Raw genomic sequence first — 22,945 nt, forward strand, 5'->3', positions numbered from 1 at the left:
TTTTGCCTTCTATTCACGTCAACTACATCTTTTATAGGTCGTAACAGGCCACCCTGTCATCTGCGGACTTCAAAAACACCTTTTTGCCAATGGGATCGATGGAGAAATCGGGGGTGCGGTCGTTGGTCACAATTTGTCCTTCCTCTTCTCCTGTCAGAATATTGATTTTGACAAAGCCGATGCTATGGTCCTTTTTGGTGAGTATTAGCTTGTAGTTATCGGTACCAGCTTGTTCGCCAAACCTGGCCTGGGCCATGGCTCCAAGGCCTCCGGTCACGTCCCTGGTAAAAGTGGCCACCGTCATTTGCTTCTGCGCCTTTCTGGTGAAGGCGTCGTTGCCCTGGAGCGCTCCCTGCATCCCATAGCCAATGGAAGAAACGCCATAGGCAAAGCTTGTGAGAGCGGTGCCTGTACCCAGCACACCAAGGGCCAGCTTGGCACCAAAGCTTTGTTCCGGAGCAGGATAAAACTTGTGGTAGCCAACCCTCCCGCTCTTGCTTATCAGCATGGCATTTTGGTTGCCCGTGAGCAGGTAGCCATTGGGCAATAATTGTATGCCTGTGGGCAGCTCACCCCTGAAGGCAAAATTGGAGGTGATTTCCACCCAATCCTGTTGGTCGGGCATTACCCGCACCAGCTTGCCTTTGACGTACATCACAAAGCTGCCGTCACTGTCCTGCACCACACTAATGGGGACCTCCCCGGCCGATAGGTACTTATCGCCATTCCACATAAAGGTGCCATCGTCGAGGTTAAGGAAATTGGTTTCCTGTTCGCTGATGAAGAAGAGGGCGTTGCCGTACTGTTTGTAGTAAGTCAGCCGCCCATTGATGACTGGTCGTTTTTTCCACATCGGCTCCCCTGCGTCGTTAACAAAATTGATATAGGCCCTGCCCACGCCATCCATCATGGCATAGCCCAGGCCTTTGTCGGTCACAAATACGCCGGCATTCTTTTCTCCGCCTGATCCCATTTTCTCCTTCTTCCACAAGTGATCTCCCGTGGCGTAGTCGATCTTACCGGAACTGAAGGTTTGAAACAGCAGAAAATCATTTTCTCCCAACGCCACTCCGCTGTATTTGGCTTTGGAGTACTCCACCGGGTTTTTCCATATTTCCTTCCCACTGCCGAGGTCCAGTGCATCCACGGCGAAGTTGCCTGCTGCGCCACTGGCGAGGCCAATCTGCTTCCCGGTATGCTCCTCAAAAAAAGTAGAAGAAGGAGACCCACTGACCGCAAACAACACCTCCCCATTGGGCTGCAGAAACAGGTCGATATAGTTCTTTTTACTGTCCGTCTGCCAAATGATCGCACCGGTGCTACCGTTCAATTTGTACAGCTCTTTTCCAAGGGCATAAATGATATTCCCCTCGTTGTCGATAATCGGCTGCGGCTGGAGATCCTTGCCCTTTGCTTTGTCAAAAGTGGTGTTCCATTTTTTCTCACCACTCACATAATCAAACATCGTGATGCCGTCACCGCCGTCGTTGCTGTAGGCAATCATTGCCCCTCCAGCCTCAGGAATCACTTTGGTACTGATAATCGACCCGAGGGCTTCTTTGGCCGAGTCAAAAATCAGGTTCCCGTTCAGGCCGTTGATGATCAGGGTTTGTGAGTCGCCCCCCTTGTCGGCAATCAGCACCAGGGGTGTGCCTTCAATCACCTGGTAATTGGCCTCGGGCACATTGGTGAGGGTGGTGATTTCCCACAGCTTGTCGCCGTTTTCTGGGTTTACGCCATACAGTCCATTGTCGCAGGAAGCAATGAGGATGCCATAATCGTTGATCTGCATCCACTTCAATTTGCCTGGCAATGAGATCTCCCAGCTGGGTGTTAGCACCTGAGCCTTTGCTCCCCACACGGTGAGAAGCAGCAGCGATAGAAAGAGGCACCGATATGCCATCCCTAAGGGACTGGTTGTTAGGCGATCTGTATTCCGGGGTACCGATAGGTCGTCCCGCTGGGACTGACTGCCGCTTCTTTCTGCTCTATCATTCGCAGCTGGCTTTCTGAATTGGCCAGGGGTGCTTTTTTCGTTTATGTCGTCTCTACGGGACTGGTGGCTAATTGGCTGGTTGTGATTTGTCATAATCTAAAAGCATAATTGAGTGTTCCCCGCCATTCCTGTGTGGCTTTGGCAGCTTCTTCGTAAGTGTTTTTCAATAGATAAAAGGTGTTGAACGACACGGTATGTCGCTTGCCGGCCGTCCAGTTGACTGACCAACGCACATTGTCGATGTGGCTGTTTCGTGATTTGTTCAGGTAGCTGTTCAGCAGGCTCAGCGACAGGCTGCTTCGCACTTTGTTGTCCATAAAAGACCGGTTCACGCCAAACACCGGCCCAAGGGTGAGGTTGCTGATGCCGGAGGCTTCCGACTGATTGATGGTGAACGACGTATTGGTCGACCAGTACTCCCCAATCTTGAAGCTGTAACCGGCGTTACCACTTTTGAACAGCGATCCATTGCCCTGGTTGTCGGTGGCGTCCTGCAAATTCCCGCTGACGAAAAGGGTGCCTGTATTGGTTTCCTTTCCGGTTTGGTAGTTCACCGATGCCATGGCCGACCTGGTCACCTGAAAAAACTCCAGCGTGTCTGAAAGGATATCGGTTTGCAGCAGTAGCTGTTGGGTGCTGGTGCTGTAGTTCGACACATTCAGGTTGATATTGAGCTTTTCTGTGGCTGAAATGGCCGCCGATGAGCTGAACACATACCTGTTTACCTGGGCGCTGTTCTGGTTGTCGAGGTTGTTATGTTGCAAGCCTGAGCTGGTGGACAGCGTTACCCGGTTGTTGAACAGGGGCAAAGAAAGTCCGGCCGTGATGTCTTCTAGGTCGTTGTTAAGAAACGACGAGCCGTGCGTGGTGTAGCCGGGGTCCACTCTTCGGTAGCTTAAGTTGGCCTGAAAGCCATCGCCCTGATAAGTAAGGCGTGATTTCAAGGCGTTGGTAAAAGCGGAAGACCCATTCGGTTTGTAAAGCCCTCCGAGGTTATTGATGAAGGAATAGTCGTTGGTGAACAGCTCGGGGATCCGCCGGTCACGGGTAAAAAGGCTGTAGGCATACTCTCCTTCCAACGAAAAGCGGTCGAAAAATTTGAAGCCACCTTCCAGCCCCACCACCAGGTTCTCTTCAGGAGTCACCACAAAAGAGCTGTCCACCACATCGATGGAGTTAGGGTCGTCGTACGCCCGGAAGAACATCACTGCTGCTCTTTGCTTTTCCAATTCAAAACCCACCTTGGTGCCAAAGCCGATGCGCCGGTAGGTGGGCTCGGCATATACCTGCCCAAACTGTGAGAAATTGGCCACGGGTTTGGCAAAACGCCCATACATGGCGCTGACCCTTACCGGATTGTTCTCAGGCTTGTACTCCACACCCGCACCAAAGAACAAGTTACCGGCCAACGTATAATCAGAAAAGTTGATGGTACGGTGACCCAGATGGACTGTGAGACCTTTGTACGTAGGACTGATACCAAACCTATTAAAGGGCTGCGGCTGGGCAAAGCTCTTGTTTTGCTGACTGAGCGTGGCCGAAAGCGGCACGCTGATGATGCCCAGGAACGTCAGGTTGAGGTTGGCGTTCAGCTGCCAGAAGTAGGGATCCCGGCGGCTGGGCATGCCCTCGGCATGATAAAATGTTTGCGTTGCCGAGAGGCTTCCATTATACGCAAAGAGTTTTTGATCGCCCAATGTTTCCAGATCCTGCGCAAAAAGAGTCGGCGGAAACGCCAACGTTAAAAGCAGCACAGTCGCCACTCGCCAGCCGAGATAGCGTATGTTTTGCCCAACCCCATTGTCCACGATCGGATTTTGGGGTGTGTCCTTCGTGTTTTTGGGTGTGTCTCCACACCCTATATCACGACTCGTGTCTCCACACCTTACGTCCTTGGGTGTGTCTTCACACCCTAAGTGCTGATTCGTGACTCCAAATGCATCAACAATGCTTACGTTCTGGCGTGTGTCCTCACGCACCAGCAGCATGCCTTTCCGTCTCCTGGGTGTGAAGACACACCCAGCAACGACATACACGGGAATGCCCGGCCAAACGCCTTTATCAGGGGCGATATGTTGTCGCCGCCCACTCACCGCTGCTCCCATTTATAAATCCACGGCACGCCTATAATGAAAGGTTTAGCCTTGCTCTCCATCAGTTCGTTGATGAGCCCATTCGCATTTTCCAGCTCGTTCATCTCCTGAGAGTACACAAAATACCAGGTGCCCGAGGCGCTTTGGGTCACTTTGGTATCGAGCCCGGCCTCCCGTTTCAAAATCCGCTGAAAGAGCTTGGCGTCGTCCAGATTGCGCAGGGCCCCCACCACCAGATAGTAAGGCCCTTCCTCAACAGAAGTTGTATCATCGGGGTTGGCCTGGAGCCGCACAATGGCCTTCGACAGGTCGTCCTGGTAGCCGTTCACAATTTCCCTGAGCAGGCGGAGCTCCTCGTTCTGCGCTGCCAGCTGGCTTTGTGTTTCGTTCAGCTGCCCGCTCACCAGCTCATTTTCCTGCTTCAGGGCATCAATTTTTTCATACTGAATGGCCGTCTGTTTCTCCAGCGACTTGATGCTGCCGCCCTTTTCTCTGGCTATGGGCGAGTCGCTTGATTTGCGCAGCCTCAGCCCCAGCACAAATTCGTGGGTGGAGCTCCCCAAAATACTCAGGTCGGTGGTGGGAAACTCGTAGGTATAGCCAAACACAAACTGCTCAGCCAGCTGCGTGCCAATGGAGAACCCTGCGCCAATCTTTGGCCGGTAGTTCATATTGAGCCACACCAGCTGCTTGTAATTCACCATTAGGTTCAGGTCAGCCTGGGAGGGCAGCCCCTGCACCGTGCGCAGGAGCACCATCGGCTTAATGTCGACATGGGGGCTGGCGGTGAACGTGTAGTCGAGCGTGGTGTAGTAGTGCCGGACAAACGTATAGTCGAGCGACTGAAACAGCGCCTCGTTGTTGTATTTAATGGTGTTTTGAAACAGCTGCTCGCTGGCAAAGCCCACATGGAGTTTCTTCAGGGTGTAGTGCAGCCCCGCATTTCCCTCAAACACCGTCCGCTGGTCAACGGCGCTCAGCAGGGTAGGGTCGCTGATGTCATCGGCCTGAATGCGGTCGAAGAATATCCGGTTTTGAATGGCCTGACCAAAATGGAGCTGCTGATCTTGCATAAGCTTTTTTGGGCGTGCCCTCTCTCGCATGAAATATTTATCAAACCAATAAGTAGTGAGCTCGAGAGGTCGGGCTATTCGCTACAAGTCCTCAGGCTCGTGCCTCACCTTGTGGGCTTTCCGCTGCTATCCCTCACGCAGGAACAACTTAGATGAAAGATTACTAAATACACAAATAAAGTAACGATTAATGTCTAATCGGTTCATTATAGTCAACAGGCATTTTCAGAACCAAACAGCGATCAATATCAATAAAGGCGAAGCTGTTGCGCAGATTAGCACACAAAAAGCCTTTTACTGGCATAAAGGTAAATTTGTTATCTTCACTAAATGATGAATAGCAATCGACTGCAATGATTTAAGGAGCGCCGTTTTAGGCCATTGGAAAAAAAGGAAACAAATGACGATAGTTGAGCTCAAAGCAGAGGCTAACAAGAGTAAGAAAGAAGGCAACTTAAAGGAGACCTGTAAACTTTGGGCAGCAATTTGGGAATTGGAAAAAAATGAATGGAATGGCTATTACTTGGCTCAATGCCTTCGAAAAATAGGAGACTATGAAGGTGCTCGAAAATTGCACTCAGAACTAGGAATTACTTATCCCGATTTCAAGCCATTGCAAAACGACAAGCTTTGGCTTGACTACAGTGAAAACGTGAAGGATTGGGATAATCCAAACCTTCTATCTGATGCTGAAAATATTCTGTCTCGTGCTGACAGATACGATAAGTACACATCAAGCGTATACACCAAGACGGTTTTGACGGTTATAAAGCACTTGAGCTATGAAAAAGACTTTAAGTTAGCGTATGAATGGATACAAAAACTTGATCAAGCGGTGATTAGCAATTCAGTCTTCAGCTTCAACAACATAGTTTATCCGGCTGACAGAAAAGTCTACTTTATAAGGTATGCCGACATTCTTGTACAACTAAACAAGCATCTAGAGTATATAGAAAGTTGCTTGGCAAATCTGAACTTTGTAGATCAAAAAATTACCCAGTTCAAAAAACACATATTAAATGAGATAACATTTGATGATTATATATCTAGGGTAAAATTAGCTCGAGTCATCAAGTGCTTTCAAGAAGAGTTCCACAATCGATTAAAGGCCATACCAGAGAGAAATTACAGGGAGAATAAAGTAACTCTTGTAAGCGACCTCAGCCACTATCTTTTTTGCCCAGTTTCGTTTGCAATCAACGAATCCTTTAAAGTAGATACGAATGCAAGTTGGGAGAAAGACGAATGGCTCGGGGAAAAGGAGTTGTTCATTGACAGGCATAGGCGATTTCAAATAACGAATAGTTTCAAAGATGTTTTTGATGGGTGTGATATTGAAATCAACACTCAGTTGCAGCAAGATTTTGAATCCCTATTTCGTTCCACTATAAGAGTAAACAATGCGACCAACCCAAAACCCACAATTTACGCAAACAAAGCAGGGGATTTAAAAGGAGCCCCAGATTACATTATGCAAGATAGTTCCGGAATCAAGTTTGCAATCACCGAAAAATTCTCGAGCATTTATTCTGCTGATTCAAACACACCGTTTGATAGTGACCTAATAAAGCACTATGCCTTTATAGATGAACTTGTGGAAGCAGAGATTTCGTTCGGTTATCTGATTACTTGGTATTGGCATTTAATCGATATCCAAACAGAGGCAGGTAGGCAAAAAAAGAAAATTGTTATTAAGTCCTACAGGCTAACTAAGGTAAAGGCTGATCAATCAAATTCTAACAAATTGAAGCGAACCATACAAGATGTAAATGATTTCAAGGCAAGAAAGTCGATGGAAGTGGATGGCGATAGAATTTCATTTGCGAATAAATGTCTCAATTGCAGTGTTATATCGTACTGTAGTCACAAAACAGGAAAGTTTAACGTCATAAATTTACCTTATGATTTGAACATCAACCAAGTTCGAGGTGAGCCAAAAATACAACTGGACAAAGCAGATATCGATGATTTCTCATTTTAAGTTGGCTTAAGCAAGTGTTTCTTAATGATCGGTTAGTTTACCCACAAGGATGCGTATCTCGACGCATTAGTCACATGTTGCAATTGTGACAAATAATGCAAAACATGCAGCTTAGATGAGAAAGTCTCCGCAATGCTGGATATTTCTCTAAAATGGACAACCAAAAAAAATAAAAACTGCGACATCGGACGTGGAAGTACACTTTCGTGATTCGGAGAAACAAAAAGAATATCGGGCTAGGGACTATTATGACTTTCACCATGTTTTCTTACTCATCCTGCTAGTCGAATTCCTCACGTATTAAAGACAAGTCTTTTTTGGAAAGCACTTTAATTTTAAGTGCTTGTTTTCTTTTATTATCGTCAATTGCTTGCAGGGGTTGTGCCCAGGTTTATAGTTAGTGATGATCCTTACAATGGTATTGGGCGTAGCTTATCTTTTTTTCACCTTCGAATCACCTTATCGCTTTGCGGATGAATCCCCTCGCCATTGTTTTCGCTTGTACTTAACGAGGGTGTGTGAAACTTGCTCTTGTAGCGCAACTTGAAAGGAAGGCCCCACTTCAAGCAGAAAACGTCAAACTTATTATTTTAGAAGGGGCAATTTTCTATCTCGTCGCTCATACCCCAGTATAGAAGCAATCTTCGGCTCACCATCTAGATGCTCGAGCAAATCATCCACCGTTGAAAATTCCTTTGTAGCTGATTTATTGGTGGCTGTCAACAATAATTTAATATAAACGTTGCTGCCTTGTAAACTACCAGAACCAATAGCAGCTTTGCGTTTTTGCGAAGCTATGACATAGCCAAGCGAATTCCTTATTTCCAAAGGGAGTGTCCTTAAGTATTTGCCAAAGCCTGATAGCTTTGTCCAATACCATTCTTTGCGCCCAGGGCGGCAAACTCCAACCTGCGCCATTATTACTTCTGATGAAGGAATTAGTTCAAATTGCCCCGTTTCAGACTTCGAAGATATGCTGGGATTTTCCATTCAACAATCTATGCTAGCGGCAGCTAAGTACCAGCGGACACAGGAAGAAAATTACCCAGGATAAATCTCCGAAATCGGCATTATCAGCGACTCGTCATCTTCTGGAATAGGAAGCTTCTTTTTTGCGATCACGGTATCCACCTCAAAAGTTTCGAAGCCAGAGGAGTCAAAGGGCCCGAAGAAGGAAATTATTTGGTCTTCTGTGAGTTGAGGATCGAGCCAATCGTAAACCAATTTTGGGGGTATTACAAGGGGGCTTCTTGGATGGAGGACAGGCTTCATTATCGGAGCTGCTGCTGTTGTAATCAAAGAAAATCCAGGATAGTGTTCCCCTGTTTCCTTGTCGGTTATCCAGTCATAGATGGCACCCAGGAAGAAGGCCGGGTATTCAACTTCAGCAGTTTTTTTGCGGATGATAAACTTCTTTTTTGGCTTACCACCAAGTGGTTGTTCGACAAAGAAATTCGCTGGAACAACGCAACGTCGTTTAATAATTTGCTCACGGGCAAAAGGGTTAGTGAAGATTTCCCAGGGGCCGTCATAATTGGGGTCTTCGCTCTGGTTGTGAAATCCACCTTCGCTCCTAACATTAAACCGCCAGCTCAATTTCCCTTTGTACTCATGGTAATAGCCGAATTGGGCCTGAATCATTTCACCAGGATCCTCCTGAAGGATAGCCCAGCATCTCGACCCTGTAGGGTTGTGATAAGTTTTGGTAACGGGTGTTGAATCAAGAATTTCTTGAAGATGTTTCATGTCTTCCCTGGCATCCGCCCAATCGTCACGAGTCATCCTTTCTGAAAAGAATCCCAACTGTCCACACATGATTGATAAGTTTTAGGTTGCACCGATAGTCATTAAAAATATCGATTTCCGCCCAAAAGCCATAGCATTTCAATTGATACTATTTTGGGCTGGTTCTACTTGCAGCAATGTGTTGGGTGTTGGCGGTCGCCGCCCCATACCGACGTTTGCTTCAAGGTGCTATCCTTCGTACTTAACGATCATTTCTTGTCATCCCTTCGGCGTCGGCCAATTTTTACACCCTTACCCGCATCCTTCATCATTTCCTTCCTAACGTCCACAGAATTTCCCTCGGGAGTTGTTAGTTTTTTCTTACCACGAATTGTCCAGCTTTCTGCGTACTTGGGCGAGGTCTTTCTTTCATAGCGTTTTGATTTCAAGGGTTCCTCCGGCTTCGCAGGGCCGACTTGCTTTGCTATAGACTTTCCGCTTTTATAATTGGTGATGAGATTTAAAATTGTGCGGGGCATGGCTTATCTTCTTTTTACCTTCTAATAATCTTGTCGCTTTGAGGATGAACCCTCTCTAGGCTCACACATTCTTCAAATGCGGGTGCAATTTCAAGTATTCATGTTTTGCAGTGTTATAGCCTAGTTTATATCCTACATAGAATAGGCACGCTCCGAAGAACAGCGTGAATATAAACCAAACAATGAAGCGATTTCTTCGCTTAATATCCTCCGTCTTTTCCATTTCCTGTATTTTTTCAGCGTAACTGAGTGATCAGTGAAATTTAGTGAATTCTTTAACGATACTAGCCAAGATCGATCAAAAGCATTGATATACGAGGTTGTGTTGACTAATTGACAATTAGCAGATAGTGTAATTTGTTGAAATTTAGTTTCCGTATGAAATCATATATCATTATTATTAGTAGATGTAAATTATTATTTAACCTTTAACACTTATTTACTATGTCAATGGAAAATGTAGTGGCGGTGCAGATTCCGCCAAAAACTTTGGCTGAGCTAAAGACCAAAGTAGATGATATTGTGAAAACTCTTTCTCCTTTGCTCATCACACTTACGGCACAACAACGCAAAGAGGCGCCTAAAATGGGTGACGGAACAGAAGTATTTGTTGGCAAGGTGCTTGACTATACGAAGTCATCTCCCGCCTTTTTGCCACCCTATGTGAAAGCCGATGACTTGGAGATCGACTTTAAGGCTGTCAAAGATCTTAACACCCTCTTTAAGCCACTGCAGCAGCTCATGGCAAATTTGGACGACACTATACTAATGAGTGGATCAGAGGCCTATGTGGCGGCCCTGAGCTACTACAACTCGGTGAAATTGGCGGCTAGAATGAATGCTCCAGGAGCCAAGGTGATCTATGATGACCTAAGCTCACGGTTCAGACAGACCTCCTCAAAATCGGCCTAGTGCTACGGCGCAAAAAAATGAACGTGACCCCAGTTAAGAATGAAGAGCAACAAGGCAGCCGATGGCTGCCTTGTTCATTTGAAGCTAAGTGTCCAACTATTGCTCTCCTCAATACAAAATGCCCTCACGATATAAAAAGATGAGAGCGAGCATCTTTAAACACCGATTTTGATATTTTGAGAACCCCTTTCGAGTCTTTTTATCCCGAGCGAGATACTTTTTTACTCGACTTCGCATGTTCAACATGGGAATTCGGAGCAAAAACATGCGACGTCGATATATTTTTGTCCGGCGTCGGATATCAAAGTATCAACGCCGATGTAAAAAGATTCTCCGTCGATATTTTGAAGTGGAGGGGGGTACTTCCTAAGTACCCCCTCCCACCTCTGAAGTGGGGTACCCCACTTCACAAGTACCCCTTTCCTATTCCCTATAACTAACTCATTGTACCATGGCCACATTGGATCAGAAACACCTTCAATCGCAGATAGAAAAAAACATAGCAGAAGCCGAAAAGAACAAAGCCGAAAAACTGAGAGCTGAGTTCGAAACCAAAAGCATGCAATACACCTTTTGGCTCAAGCCCATCATCGGTGGCTTGGCCCTGGGTATAGCCTTTATTCCCATTTACTACACGGCCATTCTGCCGTCACAGGAAGCTCAAATCATCCAGAAGGAGCTGACCAACAAAAGACTGGAACAAAAGCTCTTCCATTTAGAAATGAGCCTCGACTCCAGCATGGCCGCTTTTGAAGAAGAGCGCTCCCTAGTGAGCAACCAGCTCGAAACCATAGAGGGCACCATGAAGAAAAAGGACAGCATTCTCTCGATCTATTTGGTTGAGCTGACCCGGCTCAAATCCACCAACCCGACTATGCGGGACTCGCTCAACTCCTTTCTGGTGAAAAAGAAAAATCGTATCCTTTGGGTGGACGACCAACCTGCCAACAACGATCCCATAGCCAACTATATGCAGCGCCAGGGCGCTGTGATTGTGAAAGCCCTCTCCACAAACGAAGCCATAGACTTTATCAAAACCCAGGGCTTCGACTACATTATCAGCGACATGAGCCGCTTAGAGAATGACATCCAAAACTCCAAAGCGGGACTTGACCTGCTGGCGTACCTGAAAAAGGCCAGGGTAAAAACACCTTTGGCATTTTATTCTGGCAGCGGGACTAGCCAACGTGATATTGTGAAAGCGGTAGAGAGGCAGAAAGTGCTGTTGACAAATGATTCGAAGGAGCTGTTTGATTTTTTGGGGTTTTAGAAATAGCAGTTTTTCGACTATTAATTTAAATCTATATTTACCATTTATCGGTAATTTATAATACTAAGCGAATGACCTTCAACCAAGTTCTAGACAAATACCGCAAAATATCATTTTCTGAACGGGACAAAGGAGACCGCTTCGAGCGTCTGATGCAAGCCTACCTGCAAACCGATCCGAGGTATGCTCATAAACTCAAGAAAGTTTGGCTTTGGAATGAGTTTCCAGGGAAATTGGATTTGGGTGGAGGCGATACAGGTATTGACTTGGTGGCCCTAACCCATGAGGGAGACTATTGGGCTATACAGTGTAAATGTTATCAGGAAACATCTGTAATAGATAAGCCGGCGGTTGACAGTTTTCTTTCTACTTCTAGCCGGGAATTCAAAAATGAAGCCCTGATAACCACTCGCTTTGCGCACAGGCTTTGGATATCCACCAGCAATAAATGGGGATCAAACGCAACACAAGCGATAAGCAACCAGCATCCGCCAGTTACCCGACTGAATCTGTTTGACTTGATAGAATCACCTGTTGACTGGGAAAAGCTCGAAAATGGTATTCATGGTGAAGCCGCCCGAACTCCTAAGAAGACTCTTCGGCCACATCAAAAAGACTCACTGGACAAGGCCCACGAACATTTTAAAACTGCAGAAAGAGGGAAGTTGATTATGGCTTGCGGTACCGGCAAAACGTTCAACTCGCTCAGAATTGCTGAGCATGAGACAGAAGGCACAGGCCTGATTCTCTTTCTGGTTCCATCAATTGCCTTATTGGGGCAAACTTTGAGAGAGTGGAGTGCCGACGCCAACGAGCCGATCAATGCGATTTGCATTTGCTCTGATCCGGAAATCACAAGGCGTCGTACACAAAATGAAGATGAGGACACTTTCAGTGTGGTGGATTTGGCTTTGCCAGCATCTACTGATACTGACAGTATCCTACATCAGTTTACGCAGATTAGAGAGAAGAATTTACCAGGAATGACGGTGGTATTTTCGACCTACCAGTCCATTGATGTAATTGCCCGGGCTCAGAAAGCGCTCCTCAAGAACGGATTTAGCGAATTCGATTTGATTATTTGTGACGAAGCCCACAGAACAACTGGAGTTTCACTTGCAGGCAAAGACGAATCGAACTTCACTAAAGTGCATGATGCCGATTTCATTAAAGCCAAAAAACGGCTTTATATGACAGCTACTCCCAGGCTCTATAGTCAGGACACGAAAAGCAAAGCAGCGCAGGCTGAGGCTACTTTGTGGTCAATGGACGATGAAAAACTTTACGGATCGGAAATTTACAGAATTGGCTTCGGGGAAGCAGTGGAGAAGGGATTGCTTACCGACTATAAAGTACTGATTCTGACGCTTAATGATCATGATGTTCCTGAGGCATATCGCAAAGTACTCACTAATGAGCAGGTCGAAATTAACACCGATGACGCTTCCAAAATCATTGGCACTATCAATGCGCTATCCAAGCAATTCTTAGGCGATCAGGCCGCCACCGTCGAGTCAGATCCTTTCCCAATGAAACGTGCCGTCGCCTTTTGCCCTAGCATAGCAGGATCAAAGCAAATTACCTCAACTTACAATATTGCAACCGACGCTTATTTGGGATCATTGCCAGCCGATAAGAAGGAAGTAATGGTGTCAGTCGCCTCCAAGCACATGGACGGCACTATGGCGGCTCCCGAAAGAGACCAAATGATGGCTTGGCTTAAAGAGGAAACCGAAGACAATGAATGCCGAATTATCACTAATGTGAAAGTGCTCAGTGAGGGAGTTGATGTTCCTTCGCTGGATGCCGTGCTTTTCCTCTCTGCTCGAAATTCAGAAGTAGATGTAGTTCAATCAGTCGGCCGTGTAATGCGACTTGCTCCTGGCAAGAAATACGGGTATATCATTATTCCTGTTGTAGTTCCATCTGACGTCGAAGCAGATAAAGCGCTCGACGACAACGAACGCTATAAAGTAGTGTGGACGGTACTCAATGCTCTTCGTGCGCATGATGACCGATTTAATGCTACAGTTAATAAAATAGAACTGAACAAGAAGAAACCTACCAATATCAACGTGGTGGGTACTCGCTTCACCTTTGATGAGGAAGGTCGTCCAATAGATAAAACGGGGGACGGTTCATCGAGTACAGACAAAGCTACCCAAGAGCTGAATCGGCAATTAGCATTGCAGTTTGAGCAACTCCAATCGGTTGTTTACGCTCGTATGGTAGAGAAAGTAGGCAACCGGCGTTATTGGGAGCAATGGGCGAAAGACGTAGCACAGATTGCTGAACGGCAAATCGAACGCATCAAATACCTTATCGATACCAAACCAAACCAACGTAAAGCTTTTCAAAACTTCCTGACGGGTCTACAGAAAAACATCAACCCGAGTATTACCAAAGAACAAGCTATTGATATGCTGGCACAGCACATCATCACCAAGCCGATCTTCGAGGCTTTGTTTGTGGGCTATTCTTTTGTGAAGAGCAATCCCGTATCTACCGCCATGCAAGGCATGCTCGATGCGCTGGAGGGCAAAACCATTGCCGAAGAATCCGACACGTTGCAAAAATTCTACGACTCGGTTCGGAAGCGTGCCGAGGGGATAGACAATGCCAAAGGCAAACAACGCATCATCATTGAGCTTTACGATAAATTCTTCAAGACTGCCTTCCCTAAAATGGTGGAGCAGCTCGGCATTGTCTACACACCTGTAGAGGTGGTGGATTTTATTATCCACTCCGTAAATGATGTGTTACAAAACGAGTTTGGACGCAGCGTCTCTGATGAAAATGTGCATGTACTTGATCCTTTCACCGGCACTGGTACGTTCATCACCCGTTTGCTCCAAAGTGGCCTGATCGAAACCAAAGATTTGGCACGTAAATACCATCACGAACTCCATGCCAACGAGATCGTTTTGCTGGCTTACTACATAGCAGCCGTCAATATCGAAAATGCGTACCATGACCAACTAACAGATTCACTTTTCGAGAAAGGAGATGGCGAAGTACCATATGAACCGTTTGAAGGAATCGTACTTACTGATACTTTTCAACTGGGCGAAACAGACGAAAGTGAAAAGCTCTTCTCAGATATGTTTCCTCAAAACTCTGCCAGAGTAGAAAAACAAAAGAAAGCCCCACTGCGGGTGATTATGGGCAACCCGCCATATTCTGTTGGTCAACAGTCTGCAAATGATAACGCAGCAAATCAGAAATATGCAAAATTAGATTCTCGAATAGCTAATTCTTATGCTAAAGGGAGTAAAGCATCTTCAGTTAAGGCACTTTACGACTCATATGTGAAAGCCTTTCGATGGAGTACCGATCGACTTGATTCGGAAAATGGAGGAGTAGTTGCCTTTGTTAGTAATGGGGCATGGATGGAAACAAATGGCATGGATGGGTTTCGAAAATCCTTGGAAAAAGAGTTTTCAAGCATTTGGGTATTTAACCTTCGGGGCAATGCGAGGACTCAGGGAGAATTCAGACAAAAGGAAGCGGGAAACGTTTTTGGTTCAGGTTCTCGTACACCTATTTCAATTACGGTATTAGTAAGTAATCCGAATTCCAAATCTGACAAAGCCCTCATCCATTACCATGACATTGGTGACTACCTCAATCAAAAAGAAAAGCTAGAGATTATTCAAAAATTCGCTTCGATTGGAAATAATCAAATCGAATGGAAGACGCTCCAACCAAACGAGCATGGAGATTGGCTTAGCAAGCGAAACGATTTATTCAACACTTTTATTCGGATTGAAGCTGATAAGAAGTACGAATCAAAAACTCAAAGCTTTTTCACTACTCATTCTTTAGGTACTGCCTCATCAAGAGATGCGTGGGTTTATAATTACTCCACAAATAAATTGAATTCAAATATCAGTCGTACTATTGAATTCTATAATCAGCAAAGAATTGAATTTGCGGCTAACAAAAGAAGGAATGATAAAGCCACTTTTAATGATTTTGTTTCTAATGACCCTGTCAAAATCAGTTGGAATGATTCTTTGAGAAAATCGTGTGAAAACAATGTTGAAATTGCTATTCAAAGCAAGGAAATTAGAATAAGTCTTTATAGACCCTTTACAAAAAACAAACTCTATTTTGAACGAAACTTTATTCAAAGACCGTATCAACAACCTCGACTATTCCCAAATAAAGTGTTAAGTAACCTTGTGATTTGTATATCTGGTGTAGGTGCAAGCAAGGATTTTTCAACTTTAATTACAGATTGCATACCTGATTTACAAGTTCAATTTAACGGACAATGCTTCCCTCTCTACTACTATGACGTGCGAGAAAAGAATAGTCCTGGGCTTTTTGATTCAGTGGGAGAATCGGAATACATCCGTAGAGATGGGGTGAGTGATTTTATACTGGAGCGGTCAAGGAAGCAGTATGGTAAGAATGTAGGCAAGGAAGACATCTTCTACTATGTCTATGGTATCCTCCACAGTGAAGACTATCGCACGGCCTTCGCCAATGATCTTAAGAAAATGCTACCACGGCTGCCATTAATGGAAGATGTAAGGGATTTTTGGGCATTTAGCAAGGCTGGCCGCAAACTGGCGGAGCTTCATATCAATTATGAGGAGGTTACTCCAGCTCTTGGTGTACATGTGAGTGGCGTAGAAAGCGGCTTCTTCCAGGTGGATAAAATGCGGTTTCCGAAAAAAGGCCAGAAAGACACTATCATTTACAATAGCAAAATTACCATCACCAACATTCCCGAGCGTGCTTATGAATACGTTGTCAATGGCAAGAGCGCCATCGAGTGGATCATCGAACGCTACCAAGTCACCACCCACAAAGAATCCGGCATCAAAAACGACCCCAACGACTGGGCAGAAGAAGTAGGCAATCCCCGCTATATTTTGGATTTGCTTCTAAGCATTATTAAAGTGAGTGTGCAGACTGTGGAGATAGTGGAGGGGTTGCCGAAAGTCAAATTTGATTGATAATTATTTACTTAACCAATAACATGGATGCTGCGCCCATTATTTGCTACATTTTCACCACCTCATAGCTCTCTGAAGTATTCTTCTTTGTGTATTGAATATCGTCGTGCATCTGAAATTTTAATATCCAAAGCGATATCGAATAATAACGTAGATACAATTGGTCATGCTCTTCTTTTCTTAATCCGTCATTCTGTTGAACTTGGTTTAAAAGCAAACCTAGAACCATTTTATGCAATGGCCGGAAAAGTGGAATTGCTAGACATAGATGACATTAAAGAACACTCTCTTAGCTATTATTTTGACATCTTTCAATCAATTGTCCAAGTAGCTGAAAAGAATTTGGCTATTTCACCCGACCTCATAAAAGGAAGACGGGAGATCATGGCCGACCTAAAGCTTCTGGTTGGCATTTGTCACAAATTAGACCCATCAAGCCATATGAGTAGATATGGTCAATACCCACCACTCGATTTTTCGAAAAATGAACACCAGATCGACTTCACTTCATTCGGCAAATTATACTCCGATGTGATGACTGATATTTTTATTGTTGTAGATACCTACAAGGCCCAGTCATTAACGCCTGATGAAGAGGCCACCATTCTCGATGAAATAAACAAGCTAATTTCCGACAATTAATTCTCTACTCTCAAATACCCTAACCGAGCAAAAGAATTGCTATACAAAGTTTTTTTGCATGAGGGATAGCAGCGGAAAGCCCACAAGGTGAGGTACGAGCCTGAGGACTTATAGCGAATAGCCCGACCCTGCCAAATACAAATTATTTACTTATCATTAAACCTCCTTGGCAGGGGCACGCCCAAATTAAAGATCCATAAACATTCCTCTTAACCTTGTCCCCCTCCGGCTTCTTCCTCGATGCCGGCGTGGCCGATGTGGCTTATGCCTGGACGTCGAATACTGGTTATACATCAACAGACAAAATCATTTACCCAACGGAGCCCGGCACCTACTACCTGCAGGTAACCGCAGCAGACGGCTGCGCTGAAACAGATGTGGTGGAGGTAAAGGAAACCACGCAGAAAATAAAGGCCAGCTTCCTTATCCCCAGTGAAGTAGCTGTGGAGGAGGAGGTGCATTTTGTGCAGCTGACCGAACCCGAACCGCTCTCTTTCAAATGGACCTTTGGTGATGGGTTTTCGTCGGTGAGGGCCAACCCTTCTTATATCTATTACCGGGCAGCAGATTACACGGTGAGCCTGACGGTGTCGAACGGGGTGTGCTCCGACACGGAGGAGAAGCTGCTGAGGGTGCTGGAGTTCAGGCCGTCGGAGCCAGCCACCGACAAGGTGAGGCTGCTGGAGCTGTACCGCAGCAACCTCTACCCCAACCCGGCCGAAGATGTGGTGAAAATTGACCTGGAGCTGAGCGACGAAGCGCCGGTGCTGGTGCAGATATTCAACCTGAGTGGGCTCAAAGTGGCAGAGTACGAATTTGTGGGGATAGAGGAGCTGGTGGAGTTCAACATGAGCGGCATGACGCCTGGCTCCTACATCATGGCCATTCAATCAGGGAGAATTTCGAAAACGATCAGGTTTGTAAAGACATTTTAACCATCAAGAAATGAACTAAATACAGTTTCGGCAGCCTCCCTTTACTACCCCCTCTCCCATCGGGAGAGGGCTAGGGGAGAGGGGCAAAATTGCCAACCCCAACCTACGACCTTATGCTCATCGACCTAACTTATAAAAAAGCGCTACTTGCTATCATTTTCCTCGCATATTGGGCTGCAGCCCAGGCAGTACCCACGGCCACATTCACCGCCGACCCAGTCTGCAAAGGGCAGCAAACCGTTTTCGTGAACGGCTCCACCACGCTGTCGGGCACCATCACCTTCTATTCGTGGGATTTCGGCGATGGGCAAAGCTCCACCGTGCCCAGCCCTCGCCATACCTATGCGTCGGCGGGTGATTTTGTGGTGAGGCTGTGGGTGTTCGACAGCAACGGGGATCAGGACGACTTCTCCACAACCGTCACGGTTTACCCCACTGCGTCGGTTAATTTTTCGGCCACGGCGGGCGACCGCTGTGTGTCCACCACGCAGTCGTTTACGGACCTCACCTCCATAGGGGGCGGCTCCACCATTACCGATTTCGAGTGGGACTTCGGCGATGGCACCATCGTCAACTCAGCTACGTCCATCAACCCCACGCATGACTATGCTGCAGCAGGCACCTACACGGTTACCCTCACTGCCACCACCAACAATGCCTGCGAAAGCAGCCTGAGCAAGCCAATCACGATTCACCCCGACCCGGTGGCCGACTTGACTTTTCCTGGCGATGTATGCCTCGGCGAAAGCATCGTTTTCACCAACAACTCATCGATTGCGTCGGGCAATGTCACCTACACGTGGGACTTTGACGACGGCTCACCCGCCTCCGGGCAGGTCAGCCCTACACATACTTTTGCCACGGCCGGGCTCTTTGACGTAAGCCTGCTGGTGACCTCCAACGATGGCGGTTGCACTGATTTGACTGTCCAACAGGTAGAAGTATTTGCGCAACCCGTAGCGGATTTCATCCTCAGCGATCACTGCTTTGAAGAAACTACCACTTTTACCAATACCAGTACCGATGCTGTGAGCTACCTCTGGTCGTTTGGCGACGGCAGCCAGTCGACCGATGCGAATCCGACTTATGACTACGCCAGCCCTGGCACGTACGAGGTAACGTTGGAAGCCACCTCGCCGAACAATTGTGTGGATGCCATCACCCAACTCATCAATGTGCGGCCTAATCCAGTTGCCAATTTTACCGTCAAAGATACCTGTCTGGGCACCGCCACCGCTTTCACCAACCTTTCCACCATCACCAGTGGGCCAGTCACCTACTCCTGGGATTTTGGTGACGGAAGCCCACTTTCGACCGACACCAACCCAACTTACACCTACACAACAGCCGGTGTTTACACGGTGGAGCTGACAGTTACTTCCAGCTTTACCTGCTCAGCAGTGTATAGCACCACGGTAGAAATATTTGCTACTTCGGTGGGCGGCACACTGGCAGGCAGCACTACCCGCTGTGAAGACGATGACGCCGTTTACACGTTGACCCTGTCGGGTGAAACAGGTGAGGTTGTCAGGTGGGAAAGGTCGCTCACCGGCGTGGACCAATGGATCACTATCGACAATACCACTACATCGCTCGACTATAGCGACCTGGCGCAAACCACGTACTTCCGGACGCTTGTCAAAAATGGGGTTTGCGAGGGGGCCTACTCCTCTGTGGCTACCATCCAAATAGACGAGCTGAGCGTGGGGGGCACGCTTGACGGAAGCACCACTGTTTGTAGTGGAACCAACTCCACCACCCTGGAGCTATCAGGCCACACAGGTGGAGTGGTGGAATGGCAGTCGTCCGCCAGCTCAACAGGCCCTTGGACACCCATTGCCTCCACTGCCACCTCCATGCCTTTCTACAATTTGACAGCCACTACTTACTACCGGGTAATCGTACAAAACGGCGTTTGTAGCAGCAGCCCTTCCAGCGTGGCTGAGATAGAAGTGTCGCCGGAAACTGTGGCAGGCCTGGTCAACGGATCTGCTGTTGTTTGCTATGGCACCAACTCAGGCCAACTCACACTCTCAGGAAACACTGGAGGCGTGGTTCGCTGGGAGTCGTCGCCTACCGGCGAGGAACCCTGGGCACCCATTGTGAATACCTCTGCCACCCTCGATTACGAAAATCTGCTGGCCACGGCTTTCTACCGGGCCATCGTCAAGAGCGGCGTTTGCAACGAGGAGATCACCAACAAAGTGAAAGTACAGGTGGATCCGGCGACGGTGGAAGGCGAGCTAAGCGGCCCCTCGCTGGTGTGTGGAGAGGCGAATGAGGGTACAATCCTGTTGAAAGGACAAACCGGAGCTGTGCTGAGGTGGCAGGAGTCGCCGGATGGAACTGCATGGACAGATATTAGTAATACTACCACCAGTCAAAGTTTTACGGACTTAACGGCAACCACATTCTATAGAGCCGAGGTGCAAAGCGGTACCTGTGCGGCCATTTTCACCGAGCCCTTTGAAGTAGAAGTGAGTGCATTGCCCAATGTCGCTTTCAGCGTGCAGGAGGTCTGCGATGGGCTGGCCTCACAGTTTGTCAATACGTCCACAGTGCCCAGCGGAACAGTGGCGTCTCAAGTTTGGGATTTTGGCGATGCATCGTCGTCTGTATCAACGTCGCCCAAGCACACTTATGATAGCTATGGCACCTACCCGGTGAAGCTGATCGTGACGAGCAAGGCAGGCTGCATCGACTCGCTGAGCATGGCGGCAGTTGTGAATGCTGTTCCTGAGGTGAAGTTTACGCAGGACGATGTTTGTTTTGGACAGCCCATGGACTTCTCAAACCTGTCGTCCCTCGCTCTTGGCACCATTGCCGACATCGCCTGGAACTTTGGCGACGGCGCTACTTCCAGCGAGCAGGATCCTAGTTATACTTTTGAAGAGCCAGGCGCTTTTCAGGCCAGCCTGGCCATCACAAGCGATAAAAATTGTGAAACCAGCTTCAGCAAGCAGGTGGTAGTATTTCCCCAGCCTGTCGCTTCCTTTGAAGTGGGCAATGTTTGCTTTGGCGAAACGTCCAATTTTAAAAACAATAGCACTGTATCGTCCGGCACGCTTACCTATGAGTGGGATTTCGGTGACGGTACTCAGTCAACATCCATCAATCCGTCACATAAATACGAAAAGCCCGGGCACTATGCCATCAGCCTGACCGCCACGAGTAGCTTCGGCTGCTTATCGGAATTCATTGAAGAAATTGATGTCTTCGAACAGCCTGTGGCCAGCTTTTCTGTGGAAGACATATGCCTTGATGCAACGGCTGCCTTCACCAACACCTCCACTGGTTCGGATGTCAGCTATCGTTGGGAGTTTGGGGACGGCATCGTTTCAGAAGAAGTCAGCCCCGCCCACAAGTACGTGAGTGCCGGCATTTACACCGTGACGTTGTCGGTTACGGCAGAAAGCGGATGCTCGGATCAGTTCAGCTCCAAGATTACCGTGTCACCGCTTCCACTCATCAGCTTTGTGATGGAGGACGTCTGTATCGACAAAGCGGTAGCATTTTCCAATCTCAGCAGTATCATTTCCGGCGACGTAGCCTACACCTGGTCTTTTGGCGATGGAAAAACGTCGAATGAGATAAATCCTGTTCACTCCTATGAAGAAGCGGGCCTATATACGGTAAGGCTTGAAGGAGCCTCTGATATTGGTTGCGCAACTGTTCTTGAGAAAACGGTGGAGGTATTTCCTTTGCCAACGCCAGATTTTGAGGCCGAGCCGGTGTGTGATGGATCTCCCACGGTTTTTGACAACAAAACCACGCTTTCTTCAGGCTCAATAGCGAGCTACCTCTGGAATTTTGGTGATCAAACCAACTCCATTGTGCTAAGTCCTACCAAGCAATACCTCAACCCAGGCACCTATCAAGCCTCTTTGCTGGCCGAGTCGGAGGCAGGCTGCAAAGCCATCGTGGCAAAAGAGGTAGTCGTTCATGACTTCCCGGTGGCCAATTTTACTGTTGCCAATGTTTGCGATGGTTTTGAGATCGAGCCTGTCAACCGCTCAGAAATAGCCAGTGGTGACCTCACCTTCGAATGGGATTTTGGTGATGGGCAAACTTCAGCGTCGGCCAATCCCACCCATTTGTATGAGGAAGCGGGGGCATACACCATTACCCTGGCAGCCAGTTCGGGCAACAACTGTAAAGATGTTTTTCAGCGGCAGGTCACCATTTATGCCCTCCCAGAACCTGATGCCGGTGCTGATACCATAGTGAGCAAGGGCTATTCAGCCCTGCTGGCAGGCAGTGGAGGAGTGAGCTATGTGTGGAGTCCTATCGACGGCCTGGCCAATTCCAACGTGCCAATCACCTGGGCGACACCGCTGCAAACCACCGACTACGAGCTGCTGGTCACAGATCAGTTTGGCTGCCAGAACAGAGATACTGTGACGGTGAACGTGAGCGACGATTACCGGATAGTGGCCAGCAATGTATTCACCCCCGACGGCAATGGCCAGAACGACACCTGGGTGATCAGAAATGTAGAAACCTTCGGGGACGTGAATGTTCGGGTCTTCGATCGCTTTGGCACCATGGTGTACCAGGAAACTGCCTATCAAAATGACTGGCGGGGTACCCGGGGCAACGATATTCTGCCGGACGGCACTTACTATTACGTGATCACTTTCTCGACTTCGGAAAGGAAGTACAATGGGGCTCTGACGATTATGAGGAATAGGTAGGGGGATGGTGGTTCGTGAGATACGTATCAGGGCAGGCGTGTGAGGAAAAAAGACTGACAGTTGATACTAAGGGAAGGAATGGGCTTTCGAGGTTTTTAGGTTAGATTGATATCATTCT

The 22,945-nt window shown here is 47.4% G+C and carries 13 protein-coding genes; 7 read left to right on the top strand and 6 right to left on the bottom strand.

What is annotated here, in order from left to right; translation table 11 throughout:
* Nucleotides 1–31 precede the first annotated feature (31 nt).
* The 3 genes from AAC052_RS09275 to AAC052_RS09285 are packed head-to-tail and all read right to left on the bottom strand — an operon-like array spanning nt 32 to nt 5,162.
* On the bottom strand, nt 32–2,089 hold the full coding sequence (locus tag AAC052_RS09275; RefSeq protein WP_339812737.1) for a PQQ-binding-like beta-propeller repeat protein: 2,058 nt from the start codon (nt 2,087–2,089) through the stop codon (nt 32–34).
* Complete coding sequence (locus tag AAC052_RS09280; RefSeq protein WP_339812738.1) at nt 2,086–4,101, bottom strand: hypothetical protein; 2,016 nt, start codon at nt 4,099–4,101, stop codon at nt 2,086–2,088. The genes AAC052_RS09275 and AAC052_RS09280 overlap by 4 nt, the downstream gene beginning before the upstream one ends.
* Nucleotides 4,086–5,162, bottom strand: coding sequence for a PorP/SprF family type IX secretion system membrane protein (locus AAC052_RS09285; protein WP_339812740.1), 1,077 nt, complete (start codon nt 5,160–5,162; stop codon nt 4,086–4,088). The genes AAC052_RS09280 and AAC052_RS09285 overlap by 16 nt, the downstream gene beginning before the upstream one ends.
* 400 nt (nt 5,163–5,562) lie before the next feature.
* On the opposite strand from AAC052_RS09285, the gene AAC052_RS09290 reads away from it, so the two are divergent.
* Entirely contained in the window at nt 5,563–7,143 is a 1,581-nt protein-coding gene (locus AAC052_RS09290) for a hypothetical protein (RefSeq protein ID WP_339812742.1), read from the top strand.
* A gap of 585 nt (nt 7,144–7,728) precedes the next feature.
* Here AAC052_RS09290 and AAC052_RS09295 read toward each other — a convergent pair.
* From AAC052_RS09295 to AAC052_RS09305, 3 genes are all read right to left on the bottom strand, one after another.
* A complete protein-coding gene (locus tag AAC052_RS09295) occupies nt 7,729–8,133 on the bottom strand; it encodes a hypothetical protein (protein ID WP_339812744.1) in 405 nt (134 codons plus the stop codon).
* Between the two features lie 51 nt (nt 8,134–8,184).
* The gene (locus AAC052_RS09300; RefSeq protein ID WP_339812747.1) at nt 8,185–8,958 is read right to left on the bottom strand and encodes an SOS response-associated peptidase family protein; all 774 of its coding nucleotides are present in this window, start codon (nt 8,956–8,958) and stop codon (nt 8,185–8,187) included.
* A gap of 179 nt (nt 8,959–9,137) precedes the next feature.
* Nucleotides 9,138–9,407: a hypothetical protein gene (locus AAC052_RS09305; RefSeq protein ID WP_339812749.1), complete on the bottom strand. Its 270-nt coding sequence runs from the start codon at nt 9,405–9,407 to the stop codon at nt 9,138–9,140.
* Between the two features lie 444 nt (nt 9,408–9,851).
* Here AAC052_RS09305 and AAC052_RS09310 point away from each other — a divergent pair, with 444 nt between their 5' ends.
* From AAC052_RS09310 to AAC052_RS09335, 6 genes are all read left to right on the top strand, one after another.
* Nucleotides 9,852–10,319 (top strand): hypothetical protein, encoded by a 468-nt coding sequence (locus AAC052_RS09310; protein ID WP_339812752.1) that lies wholly within the window; start codon nt 9,852–9,854, stop codon nt 10,317–10,319.
* Nucleotides 10,320–10,770: 451 nt separating this feature from the next.
* Nucleotides 10,771–11,589, top strand: a complete 819-nt coding sequence (locus AAC052_RS09315) for a response regulator (protein WP_339812755.1) — start codon at nt 10,771–10,773, stop codon at nt 11,587–11,589.
* 71 nt (nt 11,590–11,660) lie between these two features.
* Nucleotides 11,661–16,556, top strand: coding sequence for a type ISP restriction/modification enzyme (locus AAC052_RS09320; RefSeq protein ID WP_339812758.1), 4,896 nt, complete (start codon nt 11,661–11,663; stop codon nt 16,554–16,556).
* Between the two features lie 27 nt (nt 16,557–16,583).
* Complete coding sequence (locus AAC052_RS09325; protein ID WP_339812761.1) at nt 16,584–17,198, top strand: hypothetical protein; 615 nt, start codon at nt 16,584–16,586, stop codon at nt 17,196–17,198.
* Nucleotides 17,199–17,413: 215 nt separating this feature from the next.
* Nucleotides 17,414–18,133 (top strand): PKD domain-containing protein, encoded by a 720-nt coding sequence (locus AAC052_RS09330; protein WP_339812763.1) that lies wholly within the window; start codon nt 17,414–17,416, stop codon nt 18,131–18,133.
* A 113-nt stretch (nt 18,134–18,246) separates the two neighbouring features.
* Nucleotides 18,247–22,827 carry a PKD domain-containing protein gene (locus tag AAC052_RS09335; protein ID WP_339812766.1) on the top strand — a complete coding sequence of 1,527 codons (4,581 nt, stop codon included), beginning with the start codon at nt 18,247–18,249 and terminating at the stop codon, nt 22,825–22,827.
* Nucleotides 22,828–22,945: the final 118 nt, after the last annotated feature.

Source organism: uncultured Imperialibacter sp., from assembly GCF_963974565.1.
In the GTDB taxonomy this organism is placed as follows: domain Bacteria; phylum Bacteroidota; class Bacteroidia; order Cytophagales; family Cyclobacteriaceae; genus Imperialibacter; species Imperialibacter roseus.

Coding starts and splice junctions, on each gene's coding strand:
- AAC052_RS09320 (WP_339812758.1), top strand. CDS start 11,661: ATGACCTTCAACCAAGTTCTAGACAAATACCGCAAAATATCATTTTCT.
- AAC052_RS09280 (WP_339812738.1), bottom strand. CDS start 4,101: ATGGGAGCAGCGGTGAGTGGGCGGCGACAACATATCGCCCCTGATAAA.
- AAC052_RS09310 (WP_339812752.1), top strand. CDS start 9,852: ATGTCAATGGAAAATGTAGTGGCGGTGCAGATTCCGCCAAAAACTTTG.
- AAC052_RS09275 (WP_339812737.1), bottom strand. CDS start 2,089: ATGACAAATCACAACCAGCCAATTAGCCACCAGTCCCGTAGAGACGAC.
- AAC052_RS09305 (WP_339812749.1), bottom strand. CDS start 9,407: ATGCCCCGCACAATTTTAAATCTCATCACCAATTATAAAAGCGGAAAG.
- AAC052_RS09285 (WP_339812740.1), bottom strand. CDS start 5,162: ATGCAAGATCAGCAGCTCCATTTTGGTCAGGCCATTCAAAACCGGATA.
- AAC052_RS09315 (WP_339812755.1), top strand. CDS start 10,771: ATGGCCACATTGGATCAGAAACACCTTCAATCGCAGATAGAAAAAAAC.
- AAC052_RS09325 (WP_339812761.1), top strand. CDS start 16,584: ATGCTGCGCCCATTATTTGCTACATTTTCACCACCTCATAGCTCTCTG.
- AAC052_RS09295 (WP_339812744.1), bottom strand. CDS start 8,133: ATGGAAAATCCCAGCATATCTTCGAAGTCTGAAACGGGGCAATTTGAA.
- AAC052_RS09290 (WP_339812742.1), top strand. CDS start 5,563: ATGACGATAGTTGAGCTCAAAGCAGAGGCTAACAAGAGTAAGAAAGAA.
- AAC052_RS09300 (WP_339812747.1), bottom strand. CDS start 8,958: ATGTGTGGACAGTTGGGATTCTTTTCAGAAAGGATGACTCGTGACGAT.
- AAC052_RS09335 (WP_339812766.1), top strand. CDS start 18,247: ATGCTCATCGACCTAACTTATAAAAAAGCGCTACTTGCTATCATTTTC.